Here is a 23,671-nt window from a genome sequence, read left to right as displayed (position 1 = left end):
GGCAGCGAAAGCTGCCCTTTTTTATTGGTGCGAGGCGATTACGGCGCCATCAAATCAAAGCGCTCATCATCGCCCTGTTCCAGTGAGAACGGCGGTTGCAATTGCAGGACGATTTCGTTCGAGGTGACCCGGTTCTGTTTGCTGTCTTCTAACACCACCGACAGTCGATAGCTGTTACGCGCACCCGGCGAGCTATCCCACGCGGGCAGGATCACGCTCCAGCCCTGTGGATCGTTGGGATTGGCACCCGGCGTCAGGCTCAGCGCCTGGGTATCGCCCTGCCACATCACTTTAGCGATCGGATTGGTGCTGCGGATTTGCAATTTCAGCGGCAAACTTTCTCCGCCATTCAGCTGCCACGGCGGCGTAGCGAGAAACACCGACAGCGTTTTACGCTGGCGATATTCCAGCACCGGCGTATAGCTGCGCGTCACGTTATCGTAGCGACTGCCGCGCAGTGAGTGCGCAGCCGCTACGTTATCCGGACTCAGCTGCTGGCTGAGCGCCACGCCAAAGCGATAGTTGAGACGCAAGCCGAGCTGATCCTGGCTCTCACCGCTGTCGCTGGTTTTATGGCTGGCAGATAAGGTCACCAGCGGCACCGGTGTGTAGGTGACACCAAAGGTTAATGCTGACGGATTGTGGTAGCGGTTGCCGGAGCTAAACAGATCGACGTTATCGCCCAGATATTGCTGCCAGCTTACTGACGCACCGAGTTGACGATAGTGCGGCAAATAGCCTTGGGTGGTGAAATCATAGCCGCGCGCCATGCGCTGCTGCTGGAAGGGATTGCGATCCTGCCAGCCCGACAGCGGCGTATAGTAGTTGGCGGAGAAGCGCAGATAATCGCCCCATGCTTCGGTCCCCAGCGAAGCGCGCTGTAGGCCACTGCTGAACATGCGATCGACGAAACCGTTATAGCCCAGCAGCCATTTTCCTGCCACCCAACGTTGCCCGAGGCCAGCATTGCCGACCAGCCCATCATCAGTTTGATGAAAGCCGACCTGACTGAAGGTCAGGTAGCGATAGTTATCCGCCCAGGGTGTCAGCAGCGAAGCACCGCTGCCGGCAAAATTGCCCTCCATATCCACATTGAAATCGATTTGAGCATTGCCATACGGTGACAACAGCGACTGGCCTTCATCAACCAGTCGATTGCCCACTTCATCGCGGAAATGGTTAAAGGCCCACAGCCCCGCCTGCTGGCCAAGGGCATTGTCGTCCGTACTGTTCTGGCTGGCTTCACCAATGCTTTTGGCAATGGTCGCCAGTTTTTTGTTGAACGCTTCCGTTTCATCCTGGTAACCCAATGCAGGCAACTGATCGGCCATTTTCTGGAAACGTGTGGGATCGCTAAACGGCGCATCGGCGAGTTTAGTGTCAGAGATCAACGCCAGCGCAGGCGCGGATGCGGCAAGTAGTGAAAAACCAGAGAGATAACGCACGCTTTTAGGTGATAACAAAGTAAATAACATAGCTAAAAATAGGGTTCGACCCGGTTCAGAATTAGAGGTGGCTCACAAAACTGCATAAGTCTACCCTAGCATATTCTGATGCAAGTGCCGGACATGTCTGGTTTCGATTAAGGCAGAAAACGAAAAAATCAGAATGTAGGTAAGCAGGCGACGCAATATGTTGTGCCCTGCTTGCCCATCAAGAGATGACATCTCAAATCATTGAGCGCGCACATTGTAGCGGCGCAATGCATTGCGCGATGAATCACGCCGCTACGGAAGGTGCGGTCATAAGGCTTCATGTTTAGCATTACGCCATTAATGGCGACCCAACAGCGAACTATCAGGAAAAGATTAAACCGCCATCCACATTGATGGTCTGCCCGGTGATATAGCGCGCATCGTCAGAGGCGAGGAAAACCACTAAGCCAGCGACATCTTCCGGCTGCCCTGCGCGTTTAAGCGGGATGTTTTCCACCCATTCGGCCATCAGTTCGCCTTTGCCATACTGCTTTTTATCGCTGCTGAGGATCTCGCCCCACACGCGATCGTTGTAGTCCCACATTTCACTCTCGATGATGCCCGGACAGAAGGCATTCACCGTGATATGCCACGGCGCCAACTCCAGCGCCAGGCTTTGAGTAATACCGATCACGCCCATCTTGCTGGCGGCATAGTGCGGCGTATAAATGAAACCCTGCCGTCCCTGACCGGACGAGGTGTTGATCAGGCTGCCGCTGCCCTGTTTCACCATATATTTCGCCGCTTCCCGGCAGCACAGCCACACGCCCGTGGTGTTCACCGCAAGGATCTTCTCGAAGTCACTTTTGGGCATCGCATCGAAACGATCGATGGTAATCACCCCCGCATTCTGAATCGACACATCAATGCTGCCAAAGCGCTCAGCCGCCTGCTGATAAAGCTGCTGTACCTCCGTTTCATCGGTAACATCGACCTGCAGCGCCAGAACCTCACTGCCAAACTGCTGTTCGATGGCCTGCGCGGTACTGAAAACGCGTTCCGAATTCGACACCATCACCAAACGCGCCCCGTCGCGGGCAAAGCGCGCTGCAATGCCCGCGCCAATGCCGCGGCAGGCGCCGGTAATCACCACCGTCTTTCCACTAAAATCGCGTGTCATATTGCCTCCTGTTATCCATGTGTCGCTTCAGGCAGGGCGGCCGATTGCTGCTTTTTTTCATGTCTGCGCAGCAGCACCACCTTACTTTGTAATTTTTGCTGGAACTGATCGATCACCACCGCAGTGACAATCACCAGGCCTTTGATCACCATTTGCCAGAAATCGCTGACGCCCATCATCACCATGCCATCGGCGAGAAACACGATGACAAAAGCACCGATAATCGAGCCTGAAACGCGACCGCGTCCACCCGCCAGTGCCGTGCCGCCCAGCACCGTGGCACCGATGGCGTCCATCTCGAACATGTTGCCGGTCATCGGGTGCGCGGTTTGCAACTGCGACGCCACAATCAAACCGACCAGCGCGGCACACAAGCCGGAAAAGGCGTAGACAAACACTTTGACCTTGATAATCGGCACACCTGCCAGGCGCGCCGCCGATTCGTTGCCACCGGTGGCATAGATATAACGACCCAGCGGTGTTTTACGCGTCAGATACAACCCCAGCAGCAGGAAGCCGAGCATCATCCATATCGGGATATACACGCCCAATATCGAACCCGAACCGAGCAAGGCGAAGCCGGTATTACCCAGTGCTGGCGTGCCGACAAGGTTGGCGTACGTGCTGCCATCGTTGAACAGCAGCGCGGCGCCGCGTGCCACGTACATCATGCCGAGCGTACAGATAAACGGCGCTACGCCGAGTCGCGTCACCACCGCGCCATTAATCAATCCCAGCGCCACGCCAAACAGCGCCACCACCAGAATCACTTCGGGCACATTGAAAAACAGTACGTTGCCGCCCCACAGCGGTACGCCGTTGGTGAGCAGCGCACCCGCCACCATGCCGCATATGCCTGCCACCGCCCCAACCGAAAGATCGATGCCGCCAGTCAAAATCACCAGCGTCATGCCAATCGCCAGCAAGCCGGTAATTGCCACATGCTGCGTCATGATCAGCAAGTTGGAGGTGGTGAGAAAGTTAGGCACCATAAAGCTGAAGAAACTCACCACGATCAGCAAGGCAATAAAGGTACGCGCCTTAAGCAGGTACATATAGATCAGGTATTTTTGATTCATCGTTTTACTCTCCAGCGGGCTCAATCATGTGGCGTTGAGGCGCTAATCAGGGCTTCGCGCGTGGCCGCCGCGCGCGGTAAATCGGCGGTGATGCGACCATCCGCCATCACCAGAATACGGTCAGCCAGCGCCATCACTTCATCCAGTTCGGACGAGGAGAGCATCACCGCCAATCCCTGCTGCGCCAGGTTGCCAATCAGGTGATAAACATCGGTTTTTGCCCCCACATCAATGCCGCGCGTGGGCTCATCCAGCAGCACCACCTGCGGCCCGGTCATCAGGGCTTTGCCCAGCACCACTTTTTGCTGATTGCCGCCGCTTAAGGAGGTGATCGGCAGCTCGGGATCGCTGACCTTGATAGCGAGATGGCCAATCATTTCATCCACACGGCGCTGCTCGTTGTGCGGATTGAGCTTGCGCCAGCAGCGGCGGAAACCCCGCAGGCTGAGATCGCTGAGCGTCATGTTGGCGGTGATCGACATCAGCTGTACCACGCCTTCGGTTTGCCGATCTTCCGGCACCAGCGTGATGCCTTTTTTCAGTCGCTGCTGGAAACTGCGCTTCTCCAGCGCTTCGCCGTTCAGACTGACGCTGCCCGACTGACAGTGCATCATGCCAATCAACCCTTTGAACAACTCGGTGCGCCCGGCGCCCAGCAAACCGTAGATGCCAATCACTTCACCTTTTCGCAGCGAGAAAGAGACATCATTGAGCTTGTAACCGCCGTTTTGATGCAGCGCGGTCAGCCCGTTGACGGTGAGTACCGTTTCACCCTGCGTCGCCGGTTGATAATCGAAGTGTTTCTTCTTGTCGCCCACCATCTGCTCGATGATCCACGGAATCGAGGCGTCGCGGACTTCGCGTTCGCTGATGAAGCGTCCGTCGCGGAAGATGGTGATGTGATCGCCAATCTCCATCAGCTCTTCCAGCCGATGTGAGATATAGATAATGGTGACGCCGCGCCGTTTAAGCTGGTCGATGACGTTGAACAGCACTTTCACTTCTGACTGGCTGAGCGCGCTGGTCGGTTCATCCATGATCAGCACGCGCGTGTCCTTGGACAGCGCGCGGGCGATCTCCACCAGCTGCTGATGGCCGATACCGAGTTCAGCCAGCGGCGCGTAGGGATCGACATCCAGCTCCAGCCGTTCCAGCAACGCTTTGGCGAGCGAATACTGATACTTCTCGTTGATCACGCCGCGCTGGAAAAACTCATTGGCCATGAAGATGTTGTCCATCACGTTCATATTGGGAAACAGGTTCAGCTCCTGAAAAATAATGCTGATGCCCTGTTTTTCCGCCTGATGCGTGGAGCTCAGCGACACCGCTGCGCCGTCCAGCAGAATCTCGCCGGATGACGGGATCTCCACGCCCGCCAGCATTTTCATCATGGTGGATTTGCCCGCGCCGTTTTCGCCAATCAGCACGTTAACTTTGTTGCGATAAACGCGATAATTGACCTGATCCAGCGCGGTGACGCCGGGATAGATGCGCGACACGTTGCGGGTTTCAATGATCACGTCATGTTGAGGCTGTTGCATATCCGCTCCTTACTGACGTGTAATCGCCGCTGGTGTCACATTCGGCACCTGTTCCGGCGTATCAAAGCTGCTAAACACGCCAGCCAGCTGCACTTTGTCACCCACTTTGGGCTTGAAAGCACTCATCATGTTCGCCGCTTGCTGATTGATCGCGCGACTGTAATCGCCGAACAGCACCTGATCGTTAAAGTCCTGATAGCTGGCACCTTTGTAGGCATCGCGCAACACCGTGCCCGGAAAAATCGGGCCAACCTGCACCGTGACGGTGTCACCGGACACATCTTTCACTGTCATCCGACCGTTACGCGACGTGGTGTTAACCGCCGTGATTTCACCGCTCACGTTGACACTGAACACGCACGGGTTCTCATCCTGACTGCGATAGCCGTAGGTTTTACAAGCGCTATCAAAATCTTTGGCGGATTTCAGCGCATTCAATAACTCGGCCACCGGCTTCGCATCATGTTGAACTTGCGGTACCAGCTTCTGTTGCCACGTTTGGGCAATATTGCCCATTTTGGGATTGGGAGGATTTTTCAGGTCGGCCAGCTCCTGCTGCGACACAATGCGGCAACCGCTAAGGATCACGACAGGAAGCAGTAACCAGAGTCGTCTGTGCATCACATTCTCCTGGGCGCCCGATCTACGGGCGCACCGCATTGATTACGACTTGAAGTTAAAGTCCTGCACGCCTTTGGCGTTGTCTGGCGTAATGAGAATGCCGCGGAACATCACGCGCTGCTTCTCAGGCTTGGTGCCTTTCTGAATAAAGTTGTCGAGGTCGGTCACGCCCTGTGCGGCGATGGCTTGTGCCTGCAGCATCACCGTGGCTTTCAGATCCCCTTTTTCCACCGCGTCACGTTCATCATTGCTGCCGTCAATGCCGACCACGATGACGTCGTTACGGCCTGCCGCTTTCAGAGCTGCAATCGCACCCAGCGCCACGGGGCCGTTACCGCAGATCACGCCTTTCACATCCGGATGCGCCTGCAGAATGCTGTCCATGATGCGTTTGCCGTCAATCAGCGTGCCTTTGGCATCCTGACGCGCCACGCTTTTCATATCGGGATATTGGTCGAGCACCTGATGGAAGGATTTGGAGCGTGTGACGCAGTTGTTGTCAGCAAGGTTACAGGTGAGTTCCGCGTAGCTGCCCTTTTCCCCCATCTTCTCCACAAACACGTTTGCCACGTCGGAGCCGGCCTGGAAGTTGTTGTGGGTGATCTGCGCCAGCGCCACGTCATCCACCGGGATTTCGCGGTTGATCAGCACCACCGGAATGCCGGCATCTTTGGCTTTTTTAATCGCGGCGACGCTGGCGGTGGAGTCGGCGTTATCCAGCACGATGCCCTGCACCTTTTTGCCGATGGCGGCATCAATCAGTTCACTTTGCTTTTTCACATCTTCGCCATGCGACAGCACGCTGGTTTTATAGCCCAGCTCCTGCGCTTTGAGGTTGGCACCTTTGGCTTCGGAGGCGTAATACGGGTTATCCAGCGAGTTCACCAGGATCATGATGGTGCCTTTATCGGCAGCGAAACTGGCTTGGGAGATCAGGCAACTGGCAATAGCAGTTAACAGCAGGGTACGTTTTTTCATGGTGAGGTTCTCTCATTGTTATAGTGGGTCACGCAGGGTCAGCCGTTCTGGTGTTGGCGCGGCTTACCAGATGGTAAAGCCACCGTCGATCATCAAATCTGCGCCGGTGATCATGTCGCTGCCGTTGCTGGCGAAGAACAGCACCGCGGCGGCGATTTCGTCGGTATAGGCAAAGCGTCCCAGCGGGATCAGCTTTTTCATCTGCTCGCCCTTCTCACCGCGCCAGGCTTTTTCACCCATCGGCGTCAATACCACGGTGGGCGATAAGGTATTGACGTTAATGCGATAGGGAGCGAACTCTTTGGCCATCACTTTGGTCATGCCGAGCAGACCGGCTTTGGCGGAGGTGTAAGCAACGTGGTTATCGATAGCGATGGAGGCGGCCTGCGACGCAATGTTGATGATTTTGCCGCCGTTACCGGCGCGCACCATGCGTTTACCGGCCGCCTGCGAGCAGAGGAAAGGACCGGTGAGATTGACGTCGATCTGCTTCTGCCACTCGGCAAAATCGGTTTCTAACACCGGTTGCAACATCACGTAGCCCGCGCAGTTCACCAGGATATCAATCTGACCGTAATGTTGTTCGACGCGATCAAATGCCGCTTCAACCGAGGCCGGATCGGTCACGTCGCAGCACACCAGCAGCACGCGATCGGCAGCAAATTGATCCTGCACGCCAGCCACTTTGTCGCTTTCGAAGGGCGGATAGAGCAGCGCCAGCCGTGCGCCCTTCTCCAGCAGCATGGCATTACTGGCCATCGCAATCCCGCCCAGCCCGCCGGTGACTACCGCCACTTTGCCGGTTAAATCCTGCTCAATGTTCACGCCGTAGCGCAGGTTAACATCATATTCCCCACTCATCGTCTCTCTCCATAATGGTGTACGGCGGCGCTGGTTATTGCTGGCCGGGTTATCGTTTTTAAAAATATCATTTTCGAACAAAAATATAAGCTATCGATTAATAATGGTTTGTGGAGGAGATCAAATTTCATACAAATTGCAGCAATAAAAATTATCTTCATGATTTTGTTGAATTTGCAAAATTCGCCGCGTTCAGGACATGGAGCGAGCTGCTGACGGCTTTCTGCGAAATCAATCGCATAGCAAATGATGATTTTCATTCGAAAATGAATGTTTCTGGAAGCTACCTCGCAAATGGCCAAATCGCAGAGTAAAATCAGCTCGGGTTTCCTTATTGGCGAAACCCGACCGTGATTGGAAAGAGGGAGCATTTCGATTGAAAAGCAAAACTGAGCAGCTGGCAGATATGCAGCAGCGCCGTGAGAAGATTCTGGAGATGATCCGCGAAGACGGCACCGTCACGGTTAAAGCGCTGACCGATACCTTCGGCCTGACCGAAGCCACCATTCGAACCGACTTGCGCATGTTGCAGCAAGAGGGGCACGTACAGCGTTATCACGGCGGCGCCACGCTGATGACCGGCAAGCAGAATACCGGCGCGATGTTGCTGGAGCGTCAAACACATCTGGAAGAAAAACAGGCGATTGGCCGCCTTGCCGCGCAGCATGTGGAAAATGGCGACACGGTGATTTTCGATTCCGGTACCACCACCACGGCCATTGCCGAGGCGATCAGCCATATTCGTCGTTTATCGGTGATCACCACGGCGGTGAATATCGCGCTGAAGCTGGGTGGCGAGCCGGGTATCAATATTTTGCTGACCGGTGGCACTTTTAAGTTCCCGACGCTTTCGACTTCAGGTGAGAAAGCCGCCTCGTTTTTCGAAAACGTGCTGGCGGAGAAGCTGTTTCTTGCCACGGCCTGTATCTCACCGCGTCTCGGTTTGAGCTTTCCCAGCGAGACCGATATCAAGGTGAAAATGGCGATGATCAATTCGGCTAACAGCGTGTATGTGGTGGCGGATTCCAGCAAGATCGATAAGGTGTCGATGTTCGCGCTGCCGTGCGACTGGAGCCATATTCACTATCTGATTACCGATAGCGGCATTTCGCCGGCGCAGGTCGCGGCGTTTGAGGCGTTAGGTGTGCAGGTGCTGGTGGCGCAGTCGGCGTTGACGCAGAAGCGCGCGGTGTAAGGTGCGGTGCGCGCTGTCCCTCACCCCGGCCCTCTCCCGCAAGCGGGCGAGGGAGACGCTGCCATATGCAGGCCCGAACGGTTCCCTCTCCCACCTGTGGGAGAGGGTTAGGGTGAGGGCAAACGTGTTTAAAACCCTAAGCTATCCAGCAGGTCATCAACCTGATCCTGGTTCGCCACCACGCCGGGTGCATTGGCGTGGATCTGCGGACCGTTCAGCAGGCTGTTGCCCTCTTTACGCGCCGCGGCGTTGGCTTCTGGCATATTCTCCAGTAGCACCATCAACAGCTGACGCTCGATCTCCTGGATCACATCCATCATGCGCTTGATCACCTGACCGGTCAGGTCCTGGAAATCCTGTGCCATCATGATTTCGAGCAACTGCTTATTGGTGTACGACGTGTGTCCCGGAACGTCAGTCAGGAACTGGCGCGTATCCGAAACCAACTCGCGCGCATCTGTCAGTTCAATCGGATTTTCAAACCACGCATCCCAACGGCCTTTCAGCTGGTTGGCGCCGGCTTCCATTTGGTCCTGGTGTGGCTGCGCTGCTTCAACGCAGTTCAACGCACGTTCTGCCGCTTGCGCCGTCATTTGCACAACATAATCCAGACGATCGCGCGCATCAGGAATCGCTTCCGCCGCTTCAGCAATTGCCTGGTCTAACCCCAGCTCACGCAAACTGTCACGCAACATGCGCGTCAGTGAGCCGATGCGGGTAATAATGTCGTGTGCCGAGGCTTCTTCGGTTGATTTCGGAAGGTCGCTCATCACATCTCCTTACATACCCAGTTTTTCGAATATTTTGCCTAACTTCTCTTCCAGCGTGGCCGCCGTGAACGGCTTCACCACGTAGCCGCTGGCGCCCGCCTGCGCGGCCGCGATGATATTCTCTTTCTTCGCTTCCGCGGTCACCATCAGCACCGGCAGTTTGTTCAGCGTGGCGTCAGCACGGATGGTTTGCAGCAGCTCCAGACCGTCCATGTTCGGCATGTTCCAGTCGGAAACCACGAAATCAAAGCCACCGGCACGCAGTTTGGTCAGCGCATCGACGCCATCTTCTGCTTCTTCAACGTTATTGAATCCAAGCTCTTTCAGCAGGTTACGGACAATACGACGCATCGTATTGAAGTCATCCACCACCAAAAAGCGCATATTTTTATCAGCCATATCTACTCCCGTGTTGTCTCGTCCAGCAGGACGGGCTCGTTAAATTCGCAATGCCTGTCCGGCGCTAATTTTCGCCAGCATGTGCTGACTGATGTGGCCTAAATCGACCACTTCACTGGTGCCGCCCATCGCAATCGCTTCGCGCGGCATACCAAATACCACGCAGCTGGCTTCATCCTGCGCGATGGTCCAGGCGCCCGCGCGATGCATTTCCAGCATCCCGGCCGCGCCGTCGTTACCCATCCCGGTCAGAATCACACCCACCGCATTTCGTCCTGCGTGCACCGCCACCGAACGGAACAGCACATCCACCGATGGCTTGTGTCGGTTCACTGGCGGACCGTCATTCAGTTTCACCACATAGTTGGCCCCGCTTCGGCCCAGCTCCATGTGCATGGCGCCCGGCGCGATATAGGCGTGGCCGGGCAGAATACGCTCGCCGTCTTCCGCTTCTTTCACGGTGATTTGGCACAATTTATTCAGACGCTCGGCAAACGAGCGCGTAAAGCCTGGCGGCATATGCTGGGTAATCAGCAGCGCCGGGCTGGTCGCCGGCAGCGGCTGCAGCACATGGCGAATCGCCTCGGTTCCGCCGGTGGACGAGCCGATGGCGATCAGCTTTTCACTGCTCAGCAACGGGCCGGCTTTCAACGTGACCGGCATCGGCGTGGAGGCACGCACATGCAGCTTGGCGCGCGCGGCGGCGCGGATCTTGTCAGCAATCATCTGGCTATACGCCAGCATGCCTTCGCGGATGCCGAGCTGTGGCTTGGTGACAAAATCCACCGCACCCAGCTCCAGCGCGCGCAGCGTCACTTCTGAACCTTTACCGGTCAGCGAGGAGACCATCACCACCGGCATCGGACGCAGGCGCATCAGCTTCTCGAGGAAATCGAGGCCATCCATGCGCGGCATCTCCACATCCAGCGTCAATACCTGCGGGTTGTACTGTTTGATTAAATCCCGCGCCACCAGCGGATCGGGCGCACTCGCGACCATCTCCATATCGGGATGGCTGTTGATGATTTCTGTCATCAACTGTCGCATCAGCGCAGAGTCATCCACGCACATCACGGTGATTTTGCTCATCGTCTTTCCTTGCTCAGTCCATAGACTGTCTGTCCACGCAGCCAGAACTCTTTGCTGATCTGACTAAAGTTCTCTGAATGCCCGGCAAACAGCAGACCGCCGGGTTTCAGCAGAGGCACGAAACGGCGCAGAATCTGTTCCTGCGTCTCTTTATCGAAATAAATCATCACGTTGCGACAGAAAATTGCGTCGAACGGACCCGGCAACGCCCAGTCGTGTGCCAGTAAATTCAGTTGCGTATAGTTCACCATGTTGGCGAGGTCGGAACGCACGCGCACCATGCCTTCATGCGGACCGGTGCCGCGCAGGAAAAAGCGCTGCAGCTGCGACTGCGATAGCGTGCGTAGCTCTTCCTGGCGATACACGCCGGCCACGGCTTTCTCGAGCACCTGGGTATCGATATCGCTGGCGTGGACCTGGAATTTACCCGGACCGGTGCCCAGCGTTTCCGCCAGCGTCATGGCGATGGAGTACGGCTCTTCGCCGGTTGAGGCGGCGGTGCTCCACACGCTGTAGTTACCCGTGCGCTTACGCGCATGATCCGCGAGGATCGGAAAGTGATGCGCCTCGCGGAAGAAAGAGGTCAGATTGGTGGTCAGCGCGTTAATAAACGCCTGCCACTCCGCACTGTTTTGGTCTTGCTCCAGCAGCGCCAGATAGCGGCCAAAGTCATCAATATTCAGCATGCGCAGACGACGCACTAAACGGTTGTAAACCATCTCGCGTTTGTGATCGGCCAGCACAATGCCCGCGCGCTGATAGATCAGCTGGCTAATGCGACGAAAATGCGTATCTGAGAGCGGTAACCGCTGCACCATTTGCGAGAGCAGCGTGGTCGCTTCACTTTGATCCAATAACGTCGATTTCTTCATTTCAGGTCACCCGGCAACAAACTGTTTAAATTGTGATACTGCGGTTGCTACTGTGCTGCCAGTCGCGCCATTCTCATGGGCCGCCTTGCGGCGGCCACAAGGATTAAAAGGTTTCCCAGTTATCGTCAGTGCTACGTGCGCCTGCCGGTGCCAGTGCTTTTGGCGTGCCGGAACGCAAATTTTTTGCCGCTGTAGATACGTTAACGGCCTGAACGACAAATTCTTTACCGATATTGAACACCGCAACCGACTGTTTCAGTCGGCTGGCCTGATCTTCCAGCGCGGCCGCCGCCGTTGCCGACTCTTCGACCAGCGCGGCGTTCTGCTGCGTCACGCGATCCATCTCGTTCACCGCCAGACCGACCTGATCGATACCACGGCTCTGCTCGTCCGACGCCGAGGCGATTTCGCCCATGATGTCGGTGACGCGCGTGACCGCATTCACGATGTTGGTCATGGTTTCCCCGGCGCTCTCCACCAGCACGGAACCGGTGTTGACACGGCTGACCGAATCCTCGATCAATCCTTTAATCTCTTTCGCCGCCTGCGCGCTGCGCTGTGCCAGACTGCGCACCTCGCCCGCTACCACGGCAAATCCACGTCCCTGCTCACCGGCGCGTGCCGCTTCTACCGCAGCGTTCAGTGCGAGGATATTGGTCTGGAAGGCAATGCCGTCGATCACGCTGATGATGTCAGCGATTTTCTTCGAGCTGCCGGTGATCTCTTTCATGGTAGTCACCACGCCATCCACCACTTTGCCGCCCTGCTGCGCGGTCTCCGAGGCGGTGAGCGCCAGCTGTGACGCCTGACGGGCATTTTCGGCGTTCTGCTTCACCGTGGCGGTTAACTGCTCCATGCTGGCAGCGGTCTCTTCCAGCGAAGCCGCTTGCTGCTCGGTACGCGAGGAGAGATCGTTGTTGCCCATGGCGATTTCACTCGCACCGGTGTAGATCGCATCGGAACCGTCACGCACGGTACGCACCGTCCGCGCCAGCTCTTGCTGCATCTCTTGCACCGAGGTGAGCAGCTCGCCCATCTCGTTGCGCACCGTGATCTCCACCTGCTGCGTCAAATCGCCACGCGCGATGTGACGAATGTGCTCGATGCTGTGCTTTAGCGGACGGATCAGCACCGTACGCATGCCGCTCCACACCAGCGCAATCACCAGCAAGGTCACCAGCAGCGTGCCGACCACCAGCATGATGGATTGGTTATACGCCGCCTCATTGGCTGCAATGCCCTGATTGGCGAGCACAATGTTGTAGCTCAACCATTCGTTGTAATCCTTAGCAAACTTGTCCTGGAATCCCTGCGTCGGCTGATCGACAAATCCTTTGAAATTTCCACTACTGAGGAAATCGATCAACTCACCCAATGCTCCGCGATAGGCGTTGTAGTTGGCCTGTAGCGTCAGCACGTTCTCGGCCTTTTTGCCCTTTTCAGACAGGTTGGCGTTAAATTCGGCAAAACCCTCATCAGCGTGCTTCAACTCCTCACTCGCCAGCGCCACCAGATCTTTCACGGTTGCGCCTGAGCCAGCCTGCTGACTGTCCAGCAGGTAACGGATCCCCGCACGGTTCAGCGTGTTACGCGCCTGAACCAGCGATACCCATGAGGTGCCCATTGCCCGCTGCAGCGTGCTAAGACGCTGGTTATAGGCAAAATTTTCTTTATCGGCTTTGACCGTGGAGTAGAACACTCCACCGGAGAACAGCTGCAGTAAGGCAAACAGCGCCAGCACGCACAGCAGGCCGGATACAACACGAATACGACTAAACATAAACACCTCATTGGTTGGCGGATCGCCTCTGTTATCGGCTTTTCTGAGGGGATCTTTATGTGTGTTCGCAGGGGTTGGACCAGCGGGGGTTGATGGGTGCTCGCTGTCCCTCACCCTAACCCTCTCCCGTGTACAGTCCGGGGACATGGTGAACACTTGTTCGGGGACATGGTAGACACTTACAACTAAGTCATAAGAACCCGTTTATGGAGTCGCTTATGTCCTGGGATGCGAGAGATACCATGTCATTACGTAAAGAGTTTGTTCTGTTCGCCTCGCAAGACGGGGCGAACATCCGCGCACTCTGCCGTCACTACGGCATTTCTTCCGCCACTGCCTACAAGTGGCTTCGCCGCTGGGCTGAAGAGGGAGAATCCGGTCTTGAGGACCGCCCCTGCATACCCCATCACTCTCCCAACCGCTCGTCTGACGACATCACTGACCTGCTTCGTATGGCGCATGAACTTCATCAGCACTGGGGCGCGCGCAAGATAAAGCGCTGGCTCGAAGACCGCGGACACCGCATGCCCGCCTTCAGCACCGTCCACAGCCTGATGGCCCGCCACGACCTGCTGCCGGGCTCAGCTCCGGGTGTCCCGGCCACGGGCCGGTTTGAACATGCGGCCCCGAACCAGCTCTGGCAGATGGATTTCAAGGGGCATTTTCCCTTTGGCGGCGGCCGCTGCCACCCGCTTACCCTCCTTGACGATCACTCCCGCTTCTCGCTGTGCCTCGTACACTGCGCTGACGAGCGGCGTGAGACGGTGCAGAAGCAGCTGGTCAGCGTCTTTGAACGTTACGGCCTGCCGGACCGGATGACGATGGATAACGGTTCGCCGTGGGGCGACACTACCGGGACCTGGACGGCCGTCGAGCTGTGGCTTATGCGACAGGGTATCCGGGTGGGGCACTCCCGGCCTTATCATCCGCAGACGCAGGGCAAGCTGGAGCGCTTTCACCGCAGCCTGAAGGCTGAAGTGCTGCAGGGGAAGTGGTTCGCGGACGACGGTGAGCTGCAGCGCGCCTTCGATCACTGGCGGACGGTTTATAACCTTGAACGCCCGCATGAGGCGCTGGATATGGCGGTGCCGGCGTCGCGCTATCAGCCATCGGCTCGGCAGTACAGCGCCAGCGTAACGTCAGCGGAATACGACGAGGGCGTGATGGTCAGGAAGGTAGATATCAGTGGGAAGCTGACTATAAAAGGCCTGAGTCTGAAGGCAGGCAAGGCGTTCAGGGGAGAGCACGTTGGCCTGAAGGAGATGCAGGAAGACGGGTGCTACGAGGTATGGTGGTACAGCACAAAAGTGGGGGTGATCGACCTGAAGAAAAAGTCGATCACCATGGGTAAAGGATGTTAAAAAGTGTTCACCATGTCCCCGAACACCTGTCTACCATGTCCCCGGACTGTACACCCGCAGGCGGGAGAGGGAATTGATCGAGCTAACATATGGCAGCGTCTCTCTCTCCCGTTTACGGGAGAGGGCCGGGGTGAGGGGAAGCAACTCAGAACTTAAAACGTCTCCCAGTTACCCTCACTCACCGGCGCGGCAGCCGCTTTACGCGGTGCGCTGGCGATCTGGCGCACCGTGCTCGCCTTCGGTTGCGCCTGTGCGGCGCGCGGAATGCGGAACACCGATACCGACTGGCTCAGGCGGCTCGCCTGCTCTTCCAGTGATGCGGCGGCGGCGGCGGACTCTTCCACCAGCGAGGCGTTCTGCTGGGTGACGCGGTCCATCTCGGTCACCGCTTGTCCCACCTGATCGATACCACGGCTCTGCTCATCCGATGCCGAGGCGATTTCGCCCATAATATCGGTGACGCGCGTAACGGCGCCGACGATATCGTTCATGGTTTCTCCGGCGGTGCCGACCAGCTGCGAGCCGTTGTTGACGCGGTTCACCGAATCTTCGATCAAGCCTTTGATCTCTTTCGCCGCCTGCGCACTGCGCTGCGCCAGGTTGCGCACTTCACCAGCCACTACAGCAAAACCACGGCCCTGTTCACCGGCGCGTGCTGCTTCTACCGCCGCGTTCAGCGCCAGGATATTGGTCTGGAAGGCGATGCCATCGATCACGCTAATAATGTCGGCGATCTTCTTCGAGCTGCCGGCGATATCCTGCATGGTACGCACCACGCCATCGACCACCTCGCCACCTTTGCGTGCGGTATCGGACGCGCTGAGTGCCAGCTGCGACGCCTGACGCGCATTCTCGGCGTTCTGTTTCACCGTCGCGGTGAGCTGCTCCATGCTGGCCGCCGTCTGCTCCAGCGAGGCGGCCTGCTCTTCGGTACGCGCCGACAGATCGTTATTCCCGGCGGCGATTTCGCTGGCGCCGGTGAAAATCGCATCGGAACCGTCACGTACATTGCCCACGGTGCTGACCAGCGACTGCTGCATCTCATGCAGGCTTCCCGCCAGCTGGCTCATTTCATTGCGCCCTTCCACCACGATATTTTGCGTGAGATCGCCCGCAGCAATATGGCGAATATGCGCCAGCAGCTGATGCAGCGGCTGAATCAGCACGCTACGCAGGCCGAACCAGCAGCCAACGATCACCGCAATCACCACCAGCGCCACCGACGCCAGCAGCCACATCATGGTGTGGAAGGCGCGCTGATTCTGCGCCACGCCTTCTGCCGCCAATGTGCTTTGTTCAGTGCGCCACTCTTCGTAAGTGGCTTTCATCGCGACCTGTTTAGCTTCGATGTTCTGCGCAAACATGCCTTGCAGATCGTTGGCTTTCAGGCGATCCAGCATCGCCTTCAACCCGTCGTTGAAAGCGGCGTAGTTCGCTTCCAGCTTATCGCGCAACGCGTCTGGCAAGCCCGGCGTGGCTGGCAAGTCGTAGTAGCGTTGATAGTGGCCGGCAGCCACATTGAGTTGTTTTTCGGTCTGGGCGATTAAGGCACTCAGCTGACCGCCATTCGACTGCGCGGGCATGGTGCCCTGCATACGCAACATGGCGCGGTTGAGTACGGTGCGGGTTTGGTTCAGTTCAATCCAGGCGTCTGACATCGCGCCAACGTTGTTGGAAGAGATCTGCGCTACCGCAAACGCCTCTTTATCTTTTTGTAAGGCGGACCAGAACAGGCCACCCGACAGTAATTGTAAAGCGCCAAACACCAGTAATACGGCGATTAAACTGGTCACTACATTGATTCGTTTTAACATGGGATCTCCAGGGATGCGTTTCGGCTCCCCCAGTTATCGACCGGCAATCTGAATTTTTCAGGGTGCTTAAGCTACTTTACGAATTAAAACTCTGCGTTTGCGCATGATTGCAGTGTTTTATAACTAAAGAAATTAACAGTAAAAAAAATGCGCCTTTATCGGGTGAGCGATAAAGGCGCATTGGGTGGTGCGGGTTGTCCCTCACCCCGGCCCTCTCCCGCAGGCGGGAGAGGGAGACGCTGCCACATGCTGGCTCGGACAGTTCCCTCTCCCACGTGTGGGAGAGGGTTAGGGCGAGGGACCGACCACTCCGAAACTTAAAACGTTTCCCAGTTGCTGTCCCCAGCCGCGCCGGTCAGCGCTTTACGCGGTGTGCCGAGCGTGGGTGGTGCGATCTGCGGATGACGCACGCCGCTTCTGGCCTGCGGCTGCGCGTGTGCCGCGCGGAGTACGCGGAACACCGCCACCGACTGGCTCAGGCGACTGGCCTGCTCTTCCAGCGAGGCCGCCGCCGCCGCAGACTCTTCCACCAGCGAGGCGTTCTGCTGCGTCACGCGATCCATCTCCGTCACCGCCTGGCCGACCTGATCGATACCACGGCTCTGCTCATCCGATGCCGAGGCAATTTCGCCCATGATGTCGGTGACGCGCGTTACCGCATTAACGATATCGCTCATGGTCTCACCGGCGGTGCCCACCAGTTCAGATCCGCTGTTCACGCGGCTGACGGAGTCTTCAATCAACCCTTTAATCTCTTTCGCCGCCTGCGCGCTGCGCTGGGCCAGATTACGGACTTCACCCGCGACCACCGCAAAGCCACGGCCTTGCTCACCGGCGCGCGCCGCTTCTACCGCCGCGTTCAACGCCAGAATATTGGTCTGGAAGGCAATGCCATCGATAACGCTGGTGATGTCGGCGATCTTCTTCGAACTGCCGGCGATGTCGCTCATGGTGCGCACCACGCCTTGCACCACATCACCGCCCTTCTGCGCGGTTTCGGAAGCACTCAACGCCAGCTGCGACGCCTGACGCGCGTTTTCGGCGTTCTGCTTCACGGTGGCGGTCAGCTGTTCCATGCTGGCGGCGGTCTGCTCCAGTGAAGCCGCCTGCTCTTCGGTACGTGCCGAGAGATCGTTGTTGCCCGCAGAGATTTCGCTCGCTCCGGTAAAGATGGCATCCGAACCGTCACGCACATCACTCACCGTGCGCACCAGCGACTGCTGCATCTCATGCAGGCTTTCCGCCAGCTGGCTCATTTCGTTGCGTCCTTCGACCGTGATGCGCTGCGTCAAATCGCCCTGCGCAATGTGCTGAATATGCTGGATATTCTCATTAAGCGGCTTGATGAGGATTTTGCGCATGCCAAACCAGCACAGCACAATCACCGCCACCACAATCGCCAGCACCGCGCCTAACAGCCAGATCATGTGATCGTAGGCTGAGCTGTTGGCTTCGACGCCCGCCGCAGTCAGGCGATCCTGATCGGCACGCCATTGGCGGTACTCTTTCAGGAAGGCGTTTTGGCTTGGCGCAACCGGCGCTTTGGCTGCCTGATCGAGATCTTTTGCGACCAACGCGTCCTGCAACTGGCCTAGCGCGCTGGCATAGGCGGTATAGGTTTGATCGAGACGTTTGTTGAGCGCGGCATCCTGTCCCGGCGTGTCCGGCGTCGCTTTAAACAGCTGGTAGTTATCGGCGGCCTCTTTCTGGAAGGCTTTGCTGTCGCCGTACAAACCGGCGATATCCGCTTCGGTACCGGTCAGTTTGCTGGTTGCCATGCGCAGCTGAATGCGGGTTAACACCACACGGCTCTGATTGAGGCTCATGTAGGCGTCGTTGATGGCGGCGGTGTTTTTGCTCGCCAGTTGTGAAACGTTAAAACTGTTTTTGTCATCGCTTAGCGCTTTAAAAAACAGTGAGCCGGATGCCAGCTGTAAAAAGCCAAACACTAACAACACCAGCAATAAGCTGGTGACAACGCGGATTCTCGTAAACATAGTTTGCCCTGGAAAATGAAGGAAAAAATCGTACCGATCGGTTATCGACCAGGGGCGGAGAAGATTGAGGGATATTACAGCGATTTTTTGCGGATTTATTGTTGATTTGTAAGGAATTAATTAATGTATGTAATGATAACGGGCCGCAGCAGCGCGGCCCGTTGCGGGGACTATGCAGTACGCAGGTTATCCACCAGCGCCATCTCTTCGCTGCTCAGCAGCTTTTCGATGTCGACCAGAATCAGCATACGTTCACCCAGCGCGCCCAGACCGGTCAGGTACTCGGTGGACATGGTGACCGCGAACTCCGGTGAAGGACGAATCTGCTCTTGCGTCAGCGACAGCACGTCAGAAACGCCATCCACCACGATGCCCACCACGCGATGCTCAAGATTCAGCACGATCACCACGGTGTTCTCGTTGTACACCACATCCGGCTGCGAGAACTTCACACGCAGGTCGATGATCGGCACGATCACGCCGCGCAGGTTGGTGACGCCTTTGATGAATTCCGGCGTGTTGGCGATGCGGGTTACCTGATCGTAACCGCGAATCTCCTGCACTTTCAGAATGTCGATGCCGTACTCTTCGTCACCCAGTGTGAAAACTAAGAATTCCTGGCCCACGGTTTCGCCAGCGATTTTGGTCACGGTTGCCATGTCAGTCATTTTTTTACCCTTTCGTTATCTATTACGCTGCGGCACCGGCCACACGCTTTTCACGGTTCAACGATTGCAGTGCTGAGACATCCACAATCAGCGCCACGCTACCATCGCCTAAAATGGTGGCGGCAGAGATGCCCGGCACTTTGCGATAGTTGCTTTCAAGGTTTTTCACCACCACCTGATGCTGACCAATCAGCTGATCGACCAGCAGCGCATAGCGACGGCCTGCGCTTTGCAGAATCACCACAATGCCTTGCGTGGCGTCGGTTTTGGCATTCTGCACCTCAAACACATTCCACAGTTCCACCAGCGGCAGATATTCGCCACGCACTTCCAGCACGCGCTCGCCACCGGCCAGCGGTTTCAGCTCTTCTGCGGTTGGCTGCAGCGATTCCATTACCGCGTTGAGCGGCAGAATGAACACTTCGTTAGCGACGCGGACTGACATGCCGTCGAGGATCGCCAGCGTCAGCGGCAGCAGGATGCGAATGGTGGTGCCCTTGCCCTGCTTCGAGGAGATTTCGACGTGACCGCCCATCTCCTGAATATTCCGTTTCACCACGTCCATGCCCACGCCACGTCCCGACACGTCGGTGACCTGCTCAGCGGTGGAGAAGCCCGGCGCGAAGATCAGCATGCCGACTTCTTCATCGCTCATGCTGTCGCTGACCGGCAGGCCAGACGACAGCGCTTTAGCCAGAATACGTTCGCGGTTCAGACCGGCACCGTCATCGATCACTTCGATGCAGATGTTGCCGCCCTGATGTTCCGCCGACAGCGTCAGGTTGCCAACGGCGGTTTTATTCGCAGCCAGACGTTTTTCCGGGGTTTCGATACCGTGATCGAGGCTGTTACGCACCAAGTGCGTTAACGGATCGATGATACGTTCAATCAGGCTCTTATCCAGCTCGGTTGAGCTGCCAAGCAGCGTCAGCTCCACTTCTTTGCCCAGCTTGCTGGCCAAATCGCGTACCAGACGCGGGAAGCGACTGAAGACGTACTCCATCGGCATCATACGAATCGACATCACCGATTCCTGCAAATCGCGGGCGTTACGCTCCAGCTGACCCATGCTGTTCAGCAGGTCGCCGTGCGCTACCGGATCCAGCGCACCGGAGCGCTGTGCCAGCATCGATTGGGTGATCACCAGTTCGCCAACCAGGTTAATCAGCTGGTCCACTTTCTCGACGGCAACACGGATGCTGCTGGATTCGCTGCCTTTGGCCGGTGCGGCGGCACGTTTAGGTTCGCGCTTCACCGCTGGCGTGATATCGGTGACGGTGGCGGTTTGCACCGGTTCAGCAGCCACTTCAGCAACCGGGGCGTCGGCAACGGCCGCCGCGCCTGTCGGGAAGTGAATCTGTGCTTCATCCAGCACAAAACAGAGCACCGCGACGATGTCATCTTTGCCGACGCCATCAATGGTAACGTCCAGCGAATTAGCGCCTTTCACCACGTTGCTGACGGTACCGAGATTGCCGAGCTCCTCCAGCATCAGCTCCGGCTCTTTCTCTTTCAGGTCAACCAGTTGCAGGCGCAGACCTGCGGCCGCAACTGGTGCTGCGATCTCAACCACTTCGGCGACTTTGGGCGCTTCAGGCGCAATGCCTTTCGCTTCCAGTGCCAGCTGACGCAGCGCTTCACAGATATATTTAAAGCTTTCTGCATTCGGCTCCTGCGCCGTTTTATAGGCATCGAGCTGTTCTTGCATAATATCTTTGGTTTCCAAAAACAGGTTGATGATATCGGTGCTGAGCTGCATCTCGCCGCGGCGCGCACCATCCAGAATGTTTTCCAGGATGTGGGTGGTTTCCTGTAAAACCGTAAAGCCAAACGTACCGGCTCCGCCCTTGATGGAGTGGGCGGCGCGGAAGATGGCATTCAACTGCTCGGAATCGGGCTCCTGGGGATCAAGTCCCAACAGGTGTTGCTCCATATCCGCTAACAGCTCATCGGCTTCATCGAAAAACGTCTGGTAAAAATCGCTGATGTCCATGCTCACGGGATCACCTCGGCTGTGAGGGTTGGTCTGGTGTCACCGCGCTCGCCGTGGGCGTCGCCGCTGCCGCAGGGGCCGTTGCAGCAGTCGGCGCAGCCGGTGTTGCAGTGGAACCTGTTGGGGCAGTCGACGCAGCCGGTACAGCGGGTGCGGTAATGTTGGGAATCATTTGCGCCGGGTCGCTCACCTGAACGGCATCGCTCTCGGCATTCTCTTTTTCAATCGCCGCTTCGGTGTCGTGATTCAACACCAGCAGGCTAATGCGGCGGTTGACTGCATCATTAGCACCACGGTTTTTCAGCTTCATGGTGTCGGCCATACCGACCACACGCAGCATTTTGGCGCCGTCGAGGCCACCAATCACCAGCTCGCGCCGTGAGGCATTGGCACGATCCGCCGACAGTTCCCAGTTGCTGTAGCCACGATCGCCGTTGGCATACTGGAAATCGTCGGTGTGACCCGCGAGGCTGATTTTGTTCGGAATATCATTCAGCACCGGCGCGATAGTGCGCAGGATGTCGCGCATGTAAGGCTCCACGTCCGCGCTGCCGGTTTTAAACATCGGGCGGTTCTGGCTATCGATAATCTGAATGCGCAGTCCCTCTTCGACCATGTTGATGATCAGATGCGGACGCAGCGCTTTCAGACGCGGGTCGGCTTCAATCAGCTGGTCGAGCTTTTCACGCAGGCGATTCAGGCGGATCTCCTCCAGCTTCTTCTTCTGCGCATCCATATCGACAATCTTCTTCACTTCACCTTTCTGCTGCGTCGGATCATCGCCGCCGCCGGGGATCGGACTTTCGCTGTCGCTGCTGCGCTGACCGCCGGTCAACGCCACTTTCAGGGGCGTTTTAAAGTATTCCGCAATCTGGACCAACTCTTTGGGGCTGGAGATGGAGAGCAACCACATCACCATAAAGAACGCCATCATCGCCGTCATAAAGTCGGCATAGGCAATCTTCCACGAACCGTGGCTCCCATGGTGACCTTTATGTTTGCGCTTTTTAACCAGCACAATGGGGCGATTGCCTGCTTTCATGAATTCTCATCCGAAGTTTGTTTCGCCGGGTTCTTGGCGTTACGCACGTGCTCTTCCAGCTCCGAGAACGACGGACGTTCAGCGGAGTAAAGCGTTTTACGACCAAATTCCACTGCGATTTGCGGTGCGTAACCGTTGAGGCTGGAGAGCAACGTCACCTTCACGCACTGCATCATCTTGGTGGTTTCGGCACATTTCTGACGCAGCACCGATGCCAGCGGAGAGATAAAGCCGTAGGCCAGTAAAATTCCGAGGAAGGTACCGACCATCGCATGGGCCACTAACGCACCCAATTCGGCCGCCGGACGGTCGGCTGACGCCAGTGCGTGCACCACGCCCATTACCGCCGCGACAATACCGAAAGCCGGTAAGCCATCACCCACCGCCGAGATACTTTGCGCGGGGACTTCACACTCGTGCTCGTAGGTCTCAATCTCTTCATCCATCAACGCTTCAATTTCGAAGGCGTTCATATTTCCGCTGACCATCAAACGCAAATAATCGGTAATAAAATCGACTAACTGTTTATCGGACAAAATACGCGGATAGTTAGCGAAAATTTCACTCTGGCTGGGATCTTCAATGTCACGTTCTAATGACAACATGCCTTGCTGACGGGATTTCGCCATCAGGCGATAAAGCAGCGCCATTAAATCCATGTATACGGCTTTGTTATATTTCGAGCCGCGCATTAACAATGGCAGCGCTTTTAATGTTTTCTTAATCGATTTGCCATTATTGCCGACTAAAAAGGCACCAATACCGGCACCGCCGATAATGATCAGCTCCGCCGGTTGATAAAGCGCGCCTAAATGTCCGCCGACCATCGCGTAGCCGCCCAACACGGAGCCGACGACCACGATATAACCCAGAATTATCAGCACAAAAAATCCTTACGTCCGTAACGTGTTGATGGAAGTTAAGCCAGAGAGCCGCAGGTGTTATTCGTTTATCGCAGGCAAAAAAAAAGCAGCGGTATTAACCGCTGCTGGATGTTTTCCACGATGCGAACAAAC

The 23,671-nt window shown here is 56.7% G+C and carries 20 protein-coding genes; 2 read left to right on the top strand and 18 right to left on the bottom strand.

Annotated features, from left to right (window positions below):
* Positions 1 to 38: 38 nt before the first annotated feature.
* The 7 genes from AAF463_RS08205 to AAF463_RS08175 form a co-directional block, all read right to left on the bottom strand.
* Positions 39 to 1,475: a YchO/YchP family invasin gene (locus AAF463_RS08205; protein WP_350261839.1), complete on the bottom strand. Its 1,437-nt coding sequence runs from the start codon at positions 1,473 to 1,475 to the stop codon at positions 39 to 41.
* 322 nt (positions 1,476 to 1,797) lie between these two features.
* Complete coding sequence (locus tag AAF463_RS08200) at positions 1,798 to 2,595, bottom strand: glucose 1-dehydrogenase (RefSeq protein ID WP_350261838.1); 798 nt, start codon at positions 2,593 to 2,595, stop codon at positions 1,798 to 1,800.
* A gap of 11 nt (positions 2,596 to 2,606) precedes the next feature.
* Positions 2,607 to 3,674 (bottom strand): ABC transporter permease, encoded by a 1,068-nt coding sequence (locus AAF463_RS08195; RefSeq protein ID WP_101764597.1) that lies wholly within the window; start codon positions 3,672 to 3,674, stop codon positions 2,607 to 2,609.
* A 20-nt stretch (positions 3,675 to 3,694) separates the two neighbouring features.
* Entirely contained in the window at positions 3,695 to 5,215 is a 1,521-nt protein-coding gene (locus tag AAF463_RS08190; RefSeq protein ID WP_350261837.1) for a sugar ABC transporter ATP-binding protein, read from the bottom strand.
* A 9-nt stretch (positions 5,216 to 5,224) separates the two neighbouring features.
* Positions 5,225 to 5,836 (bottom strand): DUF2291 domain-containing protein, encoded by a 612-nt coding sequence (locus AAF463_RS08185; RefSeq protein ID WP_110865997.1) that lies wholly within the window; start codon positions 5,834 to 5,836, stop codon positions 5,225 to 5,227.
* A gap of 42 nt (positions 5,837 to 5,878) precedes the next feature.
* A complete protein-coding gene (locus AAF463_RS08180) occupies positions 5,879 to 6,814 on the bottom strand; it encodes a D-ribose ABC transporter substrate-binding protein (protein ID WP_192233605.1) in 936 nt (311 codons plus the stop codon).
* 63 nt (positions 6,815 to 6,877) lie between these two features.
* Positions 6,878 to 7,675 carry a GolD/DthD family dehydrogenase gene (locus AAF463_RS08175; RefSeq protein ID WP_101764601.1) on the bottom strand — a complete coding sequence of 266 codons (798 nt, stop codon included), beginning with the start codon at positions 7,673 to 7,675 and terminating at the stop codon, positions 6,878 to 6,880.
* 376 nt (positions 7,676 to 8,051) lie between these two features.
* Between AAF463_RS08175 and AAF463_RS08170 the strand changes: the two genes are divergently transcribed.
* Positions 8,052 to 8,870, top strand: coding sequence for a DeoR/GlpR family DNA-binding transcription regulator (locus AAF463_RS08170; RefSeq protein WP_110865995.1), 819 nt, complete (start codon positions 8,052 to 8,054; stop codon positions 8,868 to 8,870).
* A gap of 128 nt (positions 8,871 to 8,998) precedes the next feature.
* On the opposite strand, the gene cheZ is transcribed toward AAF463_RS08170, so the two are convergent.
* The 5 genes from cheZ to AAF463_RS08145 form a co-directional block, all read right to left on the bottom strand.
* Positions 8,999 to 9,640, bottom strand: a complete 642-nt coding sequence (gene cheZ / locus AAF463_RS08165) for a protein phosphatase CheZ (protein ID WP_101764603.1) — start codon at positions 9,638 to 9,640, stop codon at positions 8,999 to 9,001.
* 9 nt (positions 9,641 to 9,649) lie between these two features.
* Complete coding sequence (gene cheY / locus AAF463_RS08160; protein WP_008102871.1) at positions 9,650 to 10,039, bottom strand: chemotaxis response regulator CheY; 390 nt, start codon at positions 10,037 to 10,039, stop codon at positions 9,650 to 9,652.
* A gap of 39 nt (positions 10,040 to 10,078) precedes the next feature.
* Positions 10,079 to 11,128 carry a chemotaxis response regulator protein-glutamate methylesterase gene (locus AAF463_RS08155; protein WP_008102868.1) on the bottom strand — a complete coding sequence of 350 codons (1,050 nt, stop codon included), beginning with the start codon at positions 11,126 to 11,128 and terminating at the stop codon, positions 10,079 to 10,081.
* The gene (gene cheR / locus AAF463_RS08150) at positions 11,125 to 12,000 is read right to left on the bottom strand and encodes a protein-glutamate O-methyltransferase CheR (RefSeq protein WP_101764604.1); all 876 of its coding nucleotides are present in this window, start codon (positions 11,998 to 12,000) and stop codon (positions 11,125 to 11,127) included. The genes AAF463_RS08155 and cheR overlap by 4 nt, the downstream gene beginning before the upstream one ends.
* 103 nt (positions 12,001 to 12,103) lie before the next feature.
* On the bottom strand, positions 12,104 to 13,780 hold the full coding sequence (locus AAF463_RS08145) for a methyl-accepting chemotaxis protein (protein WP_137385648.1): 1,677 nt from the start codon (positions 13,778 to 13,780) through the stop codon (positions 12,104 to 12,106).
* A gap of 206 nt (positions 13,781 to 13,986) precedes the next feature.
* Between AAF463_RS08145 and AAF463_RS08140 the strand changes: the two genes are divergently transcribed.
* Positions 13,987 to 15,141 carry an IS481 family transposase gene (locus tag AAF463_RS08140; RefSeq protein ID WP_350260848.1) on the top strand — a complete coding sequence of 385 codons (1,155 nt, stop codon included), beginning with the start codon at positions 13,987 to 13,989 and terminating at the stop codon, positions 15,139 to 15,141.
* Positions 15,142 to 15,293: 152 nt separating this feature from the next.
* On the opposite strand, the gene AAF463_RS08135 is transcribed toward AAF463_RS08140, so the two are convergent.
* The 6 genes from AAF463_RS08135 to motA all read right to left on the bottom strand — a co-directional run bounded on the left by AAF463_RS08135 (position 15,294) and on the right by motA (position 23,539).
* A complete protein-coding gene (locus AAF463_RS08135) occupies positions 15,294 to 16,955 on the bottom strand; it encodes a methyl-accepting chemotaxis protein (protein ID WP_350261836.1) in 1,662 nt (553 codons plus the stop codon).
* A gap of 317 nt (positions 16,956 to 17,272) precedes the next feature.
* Complete coding sequence (locus tag AAF463_RS08130) at positions 17,273 to 18,952, bottom strand: methyl-accepting chemotaxis protein (RefSeq protein WP_350261835.1); 1,680 nt, start codon at positions 18,950 to 18,952, stop codon at positions 17,273 to 17,275.
* A 170-nt stretch (positions 18,953 to 19,122) separates the two neighbouring features.
* Positions 19,123 to 19,620, bottom strand: coding sequence for a chemotaxis protein CheW (cheW, locus tag AAF463_RS08125; protein WP_008102858.1), 498 nt, complete (start codon positions 19,618 to 19,620; stop codon positions 19,123 to 19,125).
* A 22-nt stretch (positions 19,621 to 19,642) separates the two neighbouring features.
* Positions 19,643 to 21,613: a chemotaxis protein CheA gene (cheA, locus tag AAF463_RS08120; protein WP_192233597.1), complete on the bottom strand. Its 1,971-nt coding sequence runs from the start codon at positions 21,611 to 21,613 to the stop codon at positions 19,643 to 19,645.
* A 10-nt stretch (positions 21,614 to 21,623) separates the two neighbouring features.
* Complete coding sequence (gene motB / locus AAF463_RS08115) at positions 21,624 to 22,655, bottom strand: flagellar motor protein MotB (protein WP_101760735.1); 1,032 nt, start codon at positions 22,653 to 22,655, stop codon at positions 21,624 to 21,626.
* Positions 22,652 to 23,539, bottom strand: a complete 888-nt coding sequence (gene motA, locus AAF463_RS08110; RefSeq protein WP_007891047.1) for a flagellar motor stator protein MotA — start codon at positions 23,537 to 23,539, stop codon at positions 22,652 to 22,654. The genes motB and motA overlap by 4 nt, the downstream gene beginning before the upstream one ends.
* Between the last annotated feature and the right edge of the window lie 132 nt (positions 23,540 to 23,671).

The organism is Pantoea sp. BJ2, from assembly GCF_040255075.1.
Taxonomy (GTDB): Bacteria; Pseudomonadota; Gammaproteobacteria; order Enterobacterales; family Enterobacteriaceae; genus Pantoea; species Pantoea leporis.
The sequence above is the reverse complement of the archived record's forward strand: the minus strand, read 5'-3'. Positions and strand labels throughout refer to the sequence as shown.

What these genes read in the sequence shown, in the direction of transcription:
- AAF463_RS08205 (WP_350261839.1), bottom strand. Translation starts at nt 1,475, where the DNA reads ATGTTATTTACTTTGTTATCACCTAAAAGCGTGCGTTATCTCTCTGGT.
- AAF463_RS08200 (WP_350261838.1), bottom strand. Translation starts at nt 2,595, where the DNA reads ATGACACGCGATTTTAGTGGAAAGACGGTGGTGATTACCGGCGCCTGC.
- AAF463_RS08195 (WP_101764597.1), bottom strand. Translation starts at nt 3,674, where the DNA reads ATGAATCAAAAATACCTGATCTATATGTACCTGCTTAAGGCGCGTACC.
- AAF463_RS08190 (WP_350261837.1), bottom strand. Translation starts at nt 5,215, where the DNA reads ATGCAACAGCCTCAACATGACGTGATCATTGAAACCCGCAACGTGTCG.
- AAF463_RS08185 (WP_110865997.1), bottom strand. Translation starts at nt 5,836, where the DNA reads ATGCACAGACGACTCTGGTTACTGCTTCCTGTCGTGATCCTTAGCGGT.
- AAF463_RS08180 (WP_192233605.1), bottom strand. Translation starts at nt 6,814, where the DNA reads ATGAAAAAACGTACCCTGCTGTTAACTGCTATTGCCAGTTGCCTGATC.
- AAF463_RS08175 (WP_101764601.1), bottom strand. Translation starts at nt 7,675, where the DNA reads ATGAGTGGGGAATATGATGTTAACCTGCGCTACGGCGTGAACATTGAG.
- cheZ (WP_101764603.1), bottom strand. Translation starts at nt 9,640, where the DNA reads ATGAGCGACCTTCCGAAATCAACCGAAGAAGCCTCGGCACACGACATT.
- cheY (WP_008102871.1), bottom strand. Translation starts at nt 10,039, where the DNA reads ATGGCTGATAAAAATATGCGCTTTTTGGTGGTGGATGACTTCAATACG.
- AAF463_RS08155 (WP_008102868.1), bottom strand. Translation starts at nt 11,128, where the DNA reads ATGAGCAAAATCACCGTGATGTGCGTGGATGACTCTGCGCTGATGCGA.
- cheR (WP_101764604.1), bottom strand. Translation starts at nt 12,000, where the DNA reads ATGAAGAAATCGACGTTATTGGATCAAAGTGAAGCGACCACGCTGCTC.
- AAF463_RS08145 (WP_137385648.1), bottom strand. Translation starts at nt 13,780, where the DNA reads ATGTTTAGTCGTATTCGTGTTGTATCCGGCCTGCTGTGCGTGCTGGCG.
- AAF463_RS08140 (WP_350260848.1), top strand. Translation starts at nt 13,987, where the DNA reads ATGGAGTCGCTTATGTCCTGGGATGCGAGAGATACCATGTCATTACGT.
- AAF463_RS08135 (WP_350261836.1), bottom strand. Translation starts at nt 16,955, where the DNA reads ATGTTAAAACGAATCAATGTAGTGACCAGTTTAATCGCCGTATTACTG.
- AAF463_RS08130 (WP_350261835.1), bottom strand. Translation starts at nt 18,952, where the DNA reads ATGTTTACGAGAATCCGCGTTGTCACCAGCTTATTGCTGGTGTTGTTA.
- cheW (WP_008102858.1), bottom strand. Translation starts at nt 19,620, where the DNA reads ATGACTGACATGGCAACCGTGACCAAAATCGCTGGCGAAACCGTGGGC.
- cheA (WP_192233597.1), bottom strand. Translation starts at nt 21,613, where the DNA reads ATGGACATCAGCGATTTTTACCAGACGTTTTTCGATGAAGCCGATGAG.
- motB (WP_101760735.1), bottom strand. Translation starts at nt 22,655, where the DNA reads ATGAAAGCAGGCAATCGCCCCATTGTGCTGGTTAAAAAGCGCAAACAT.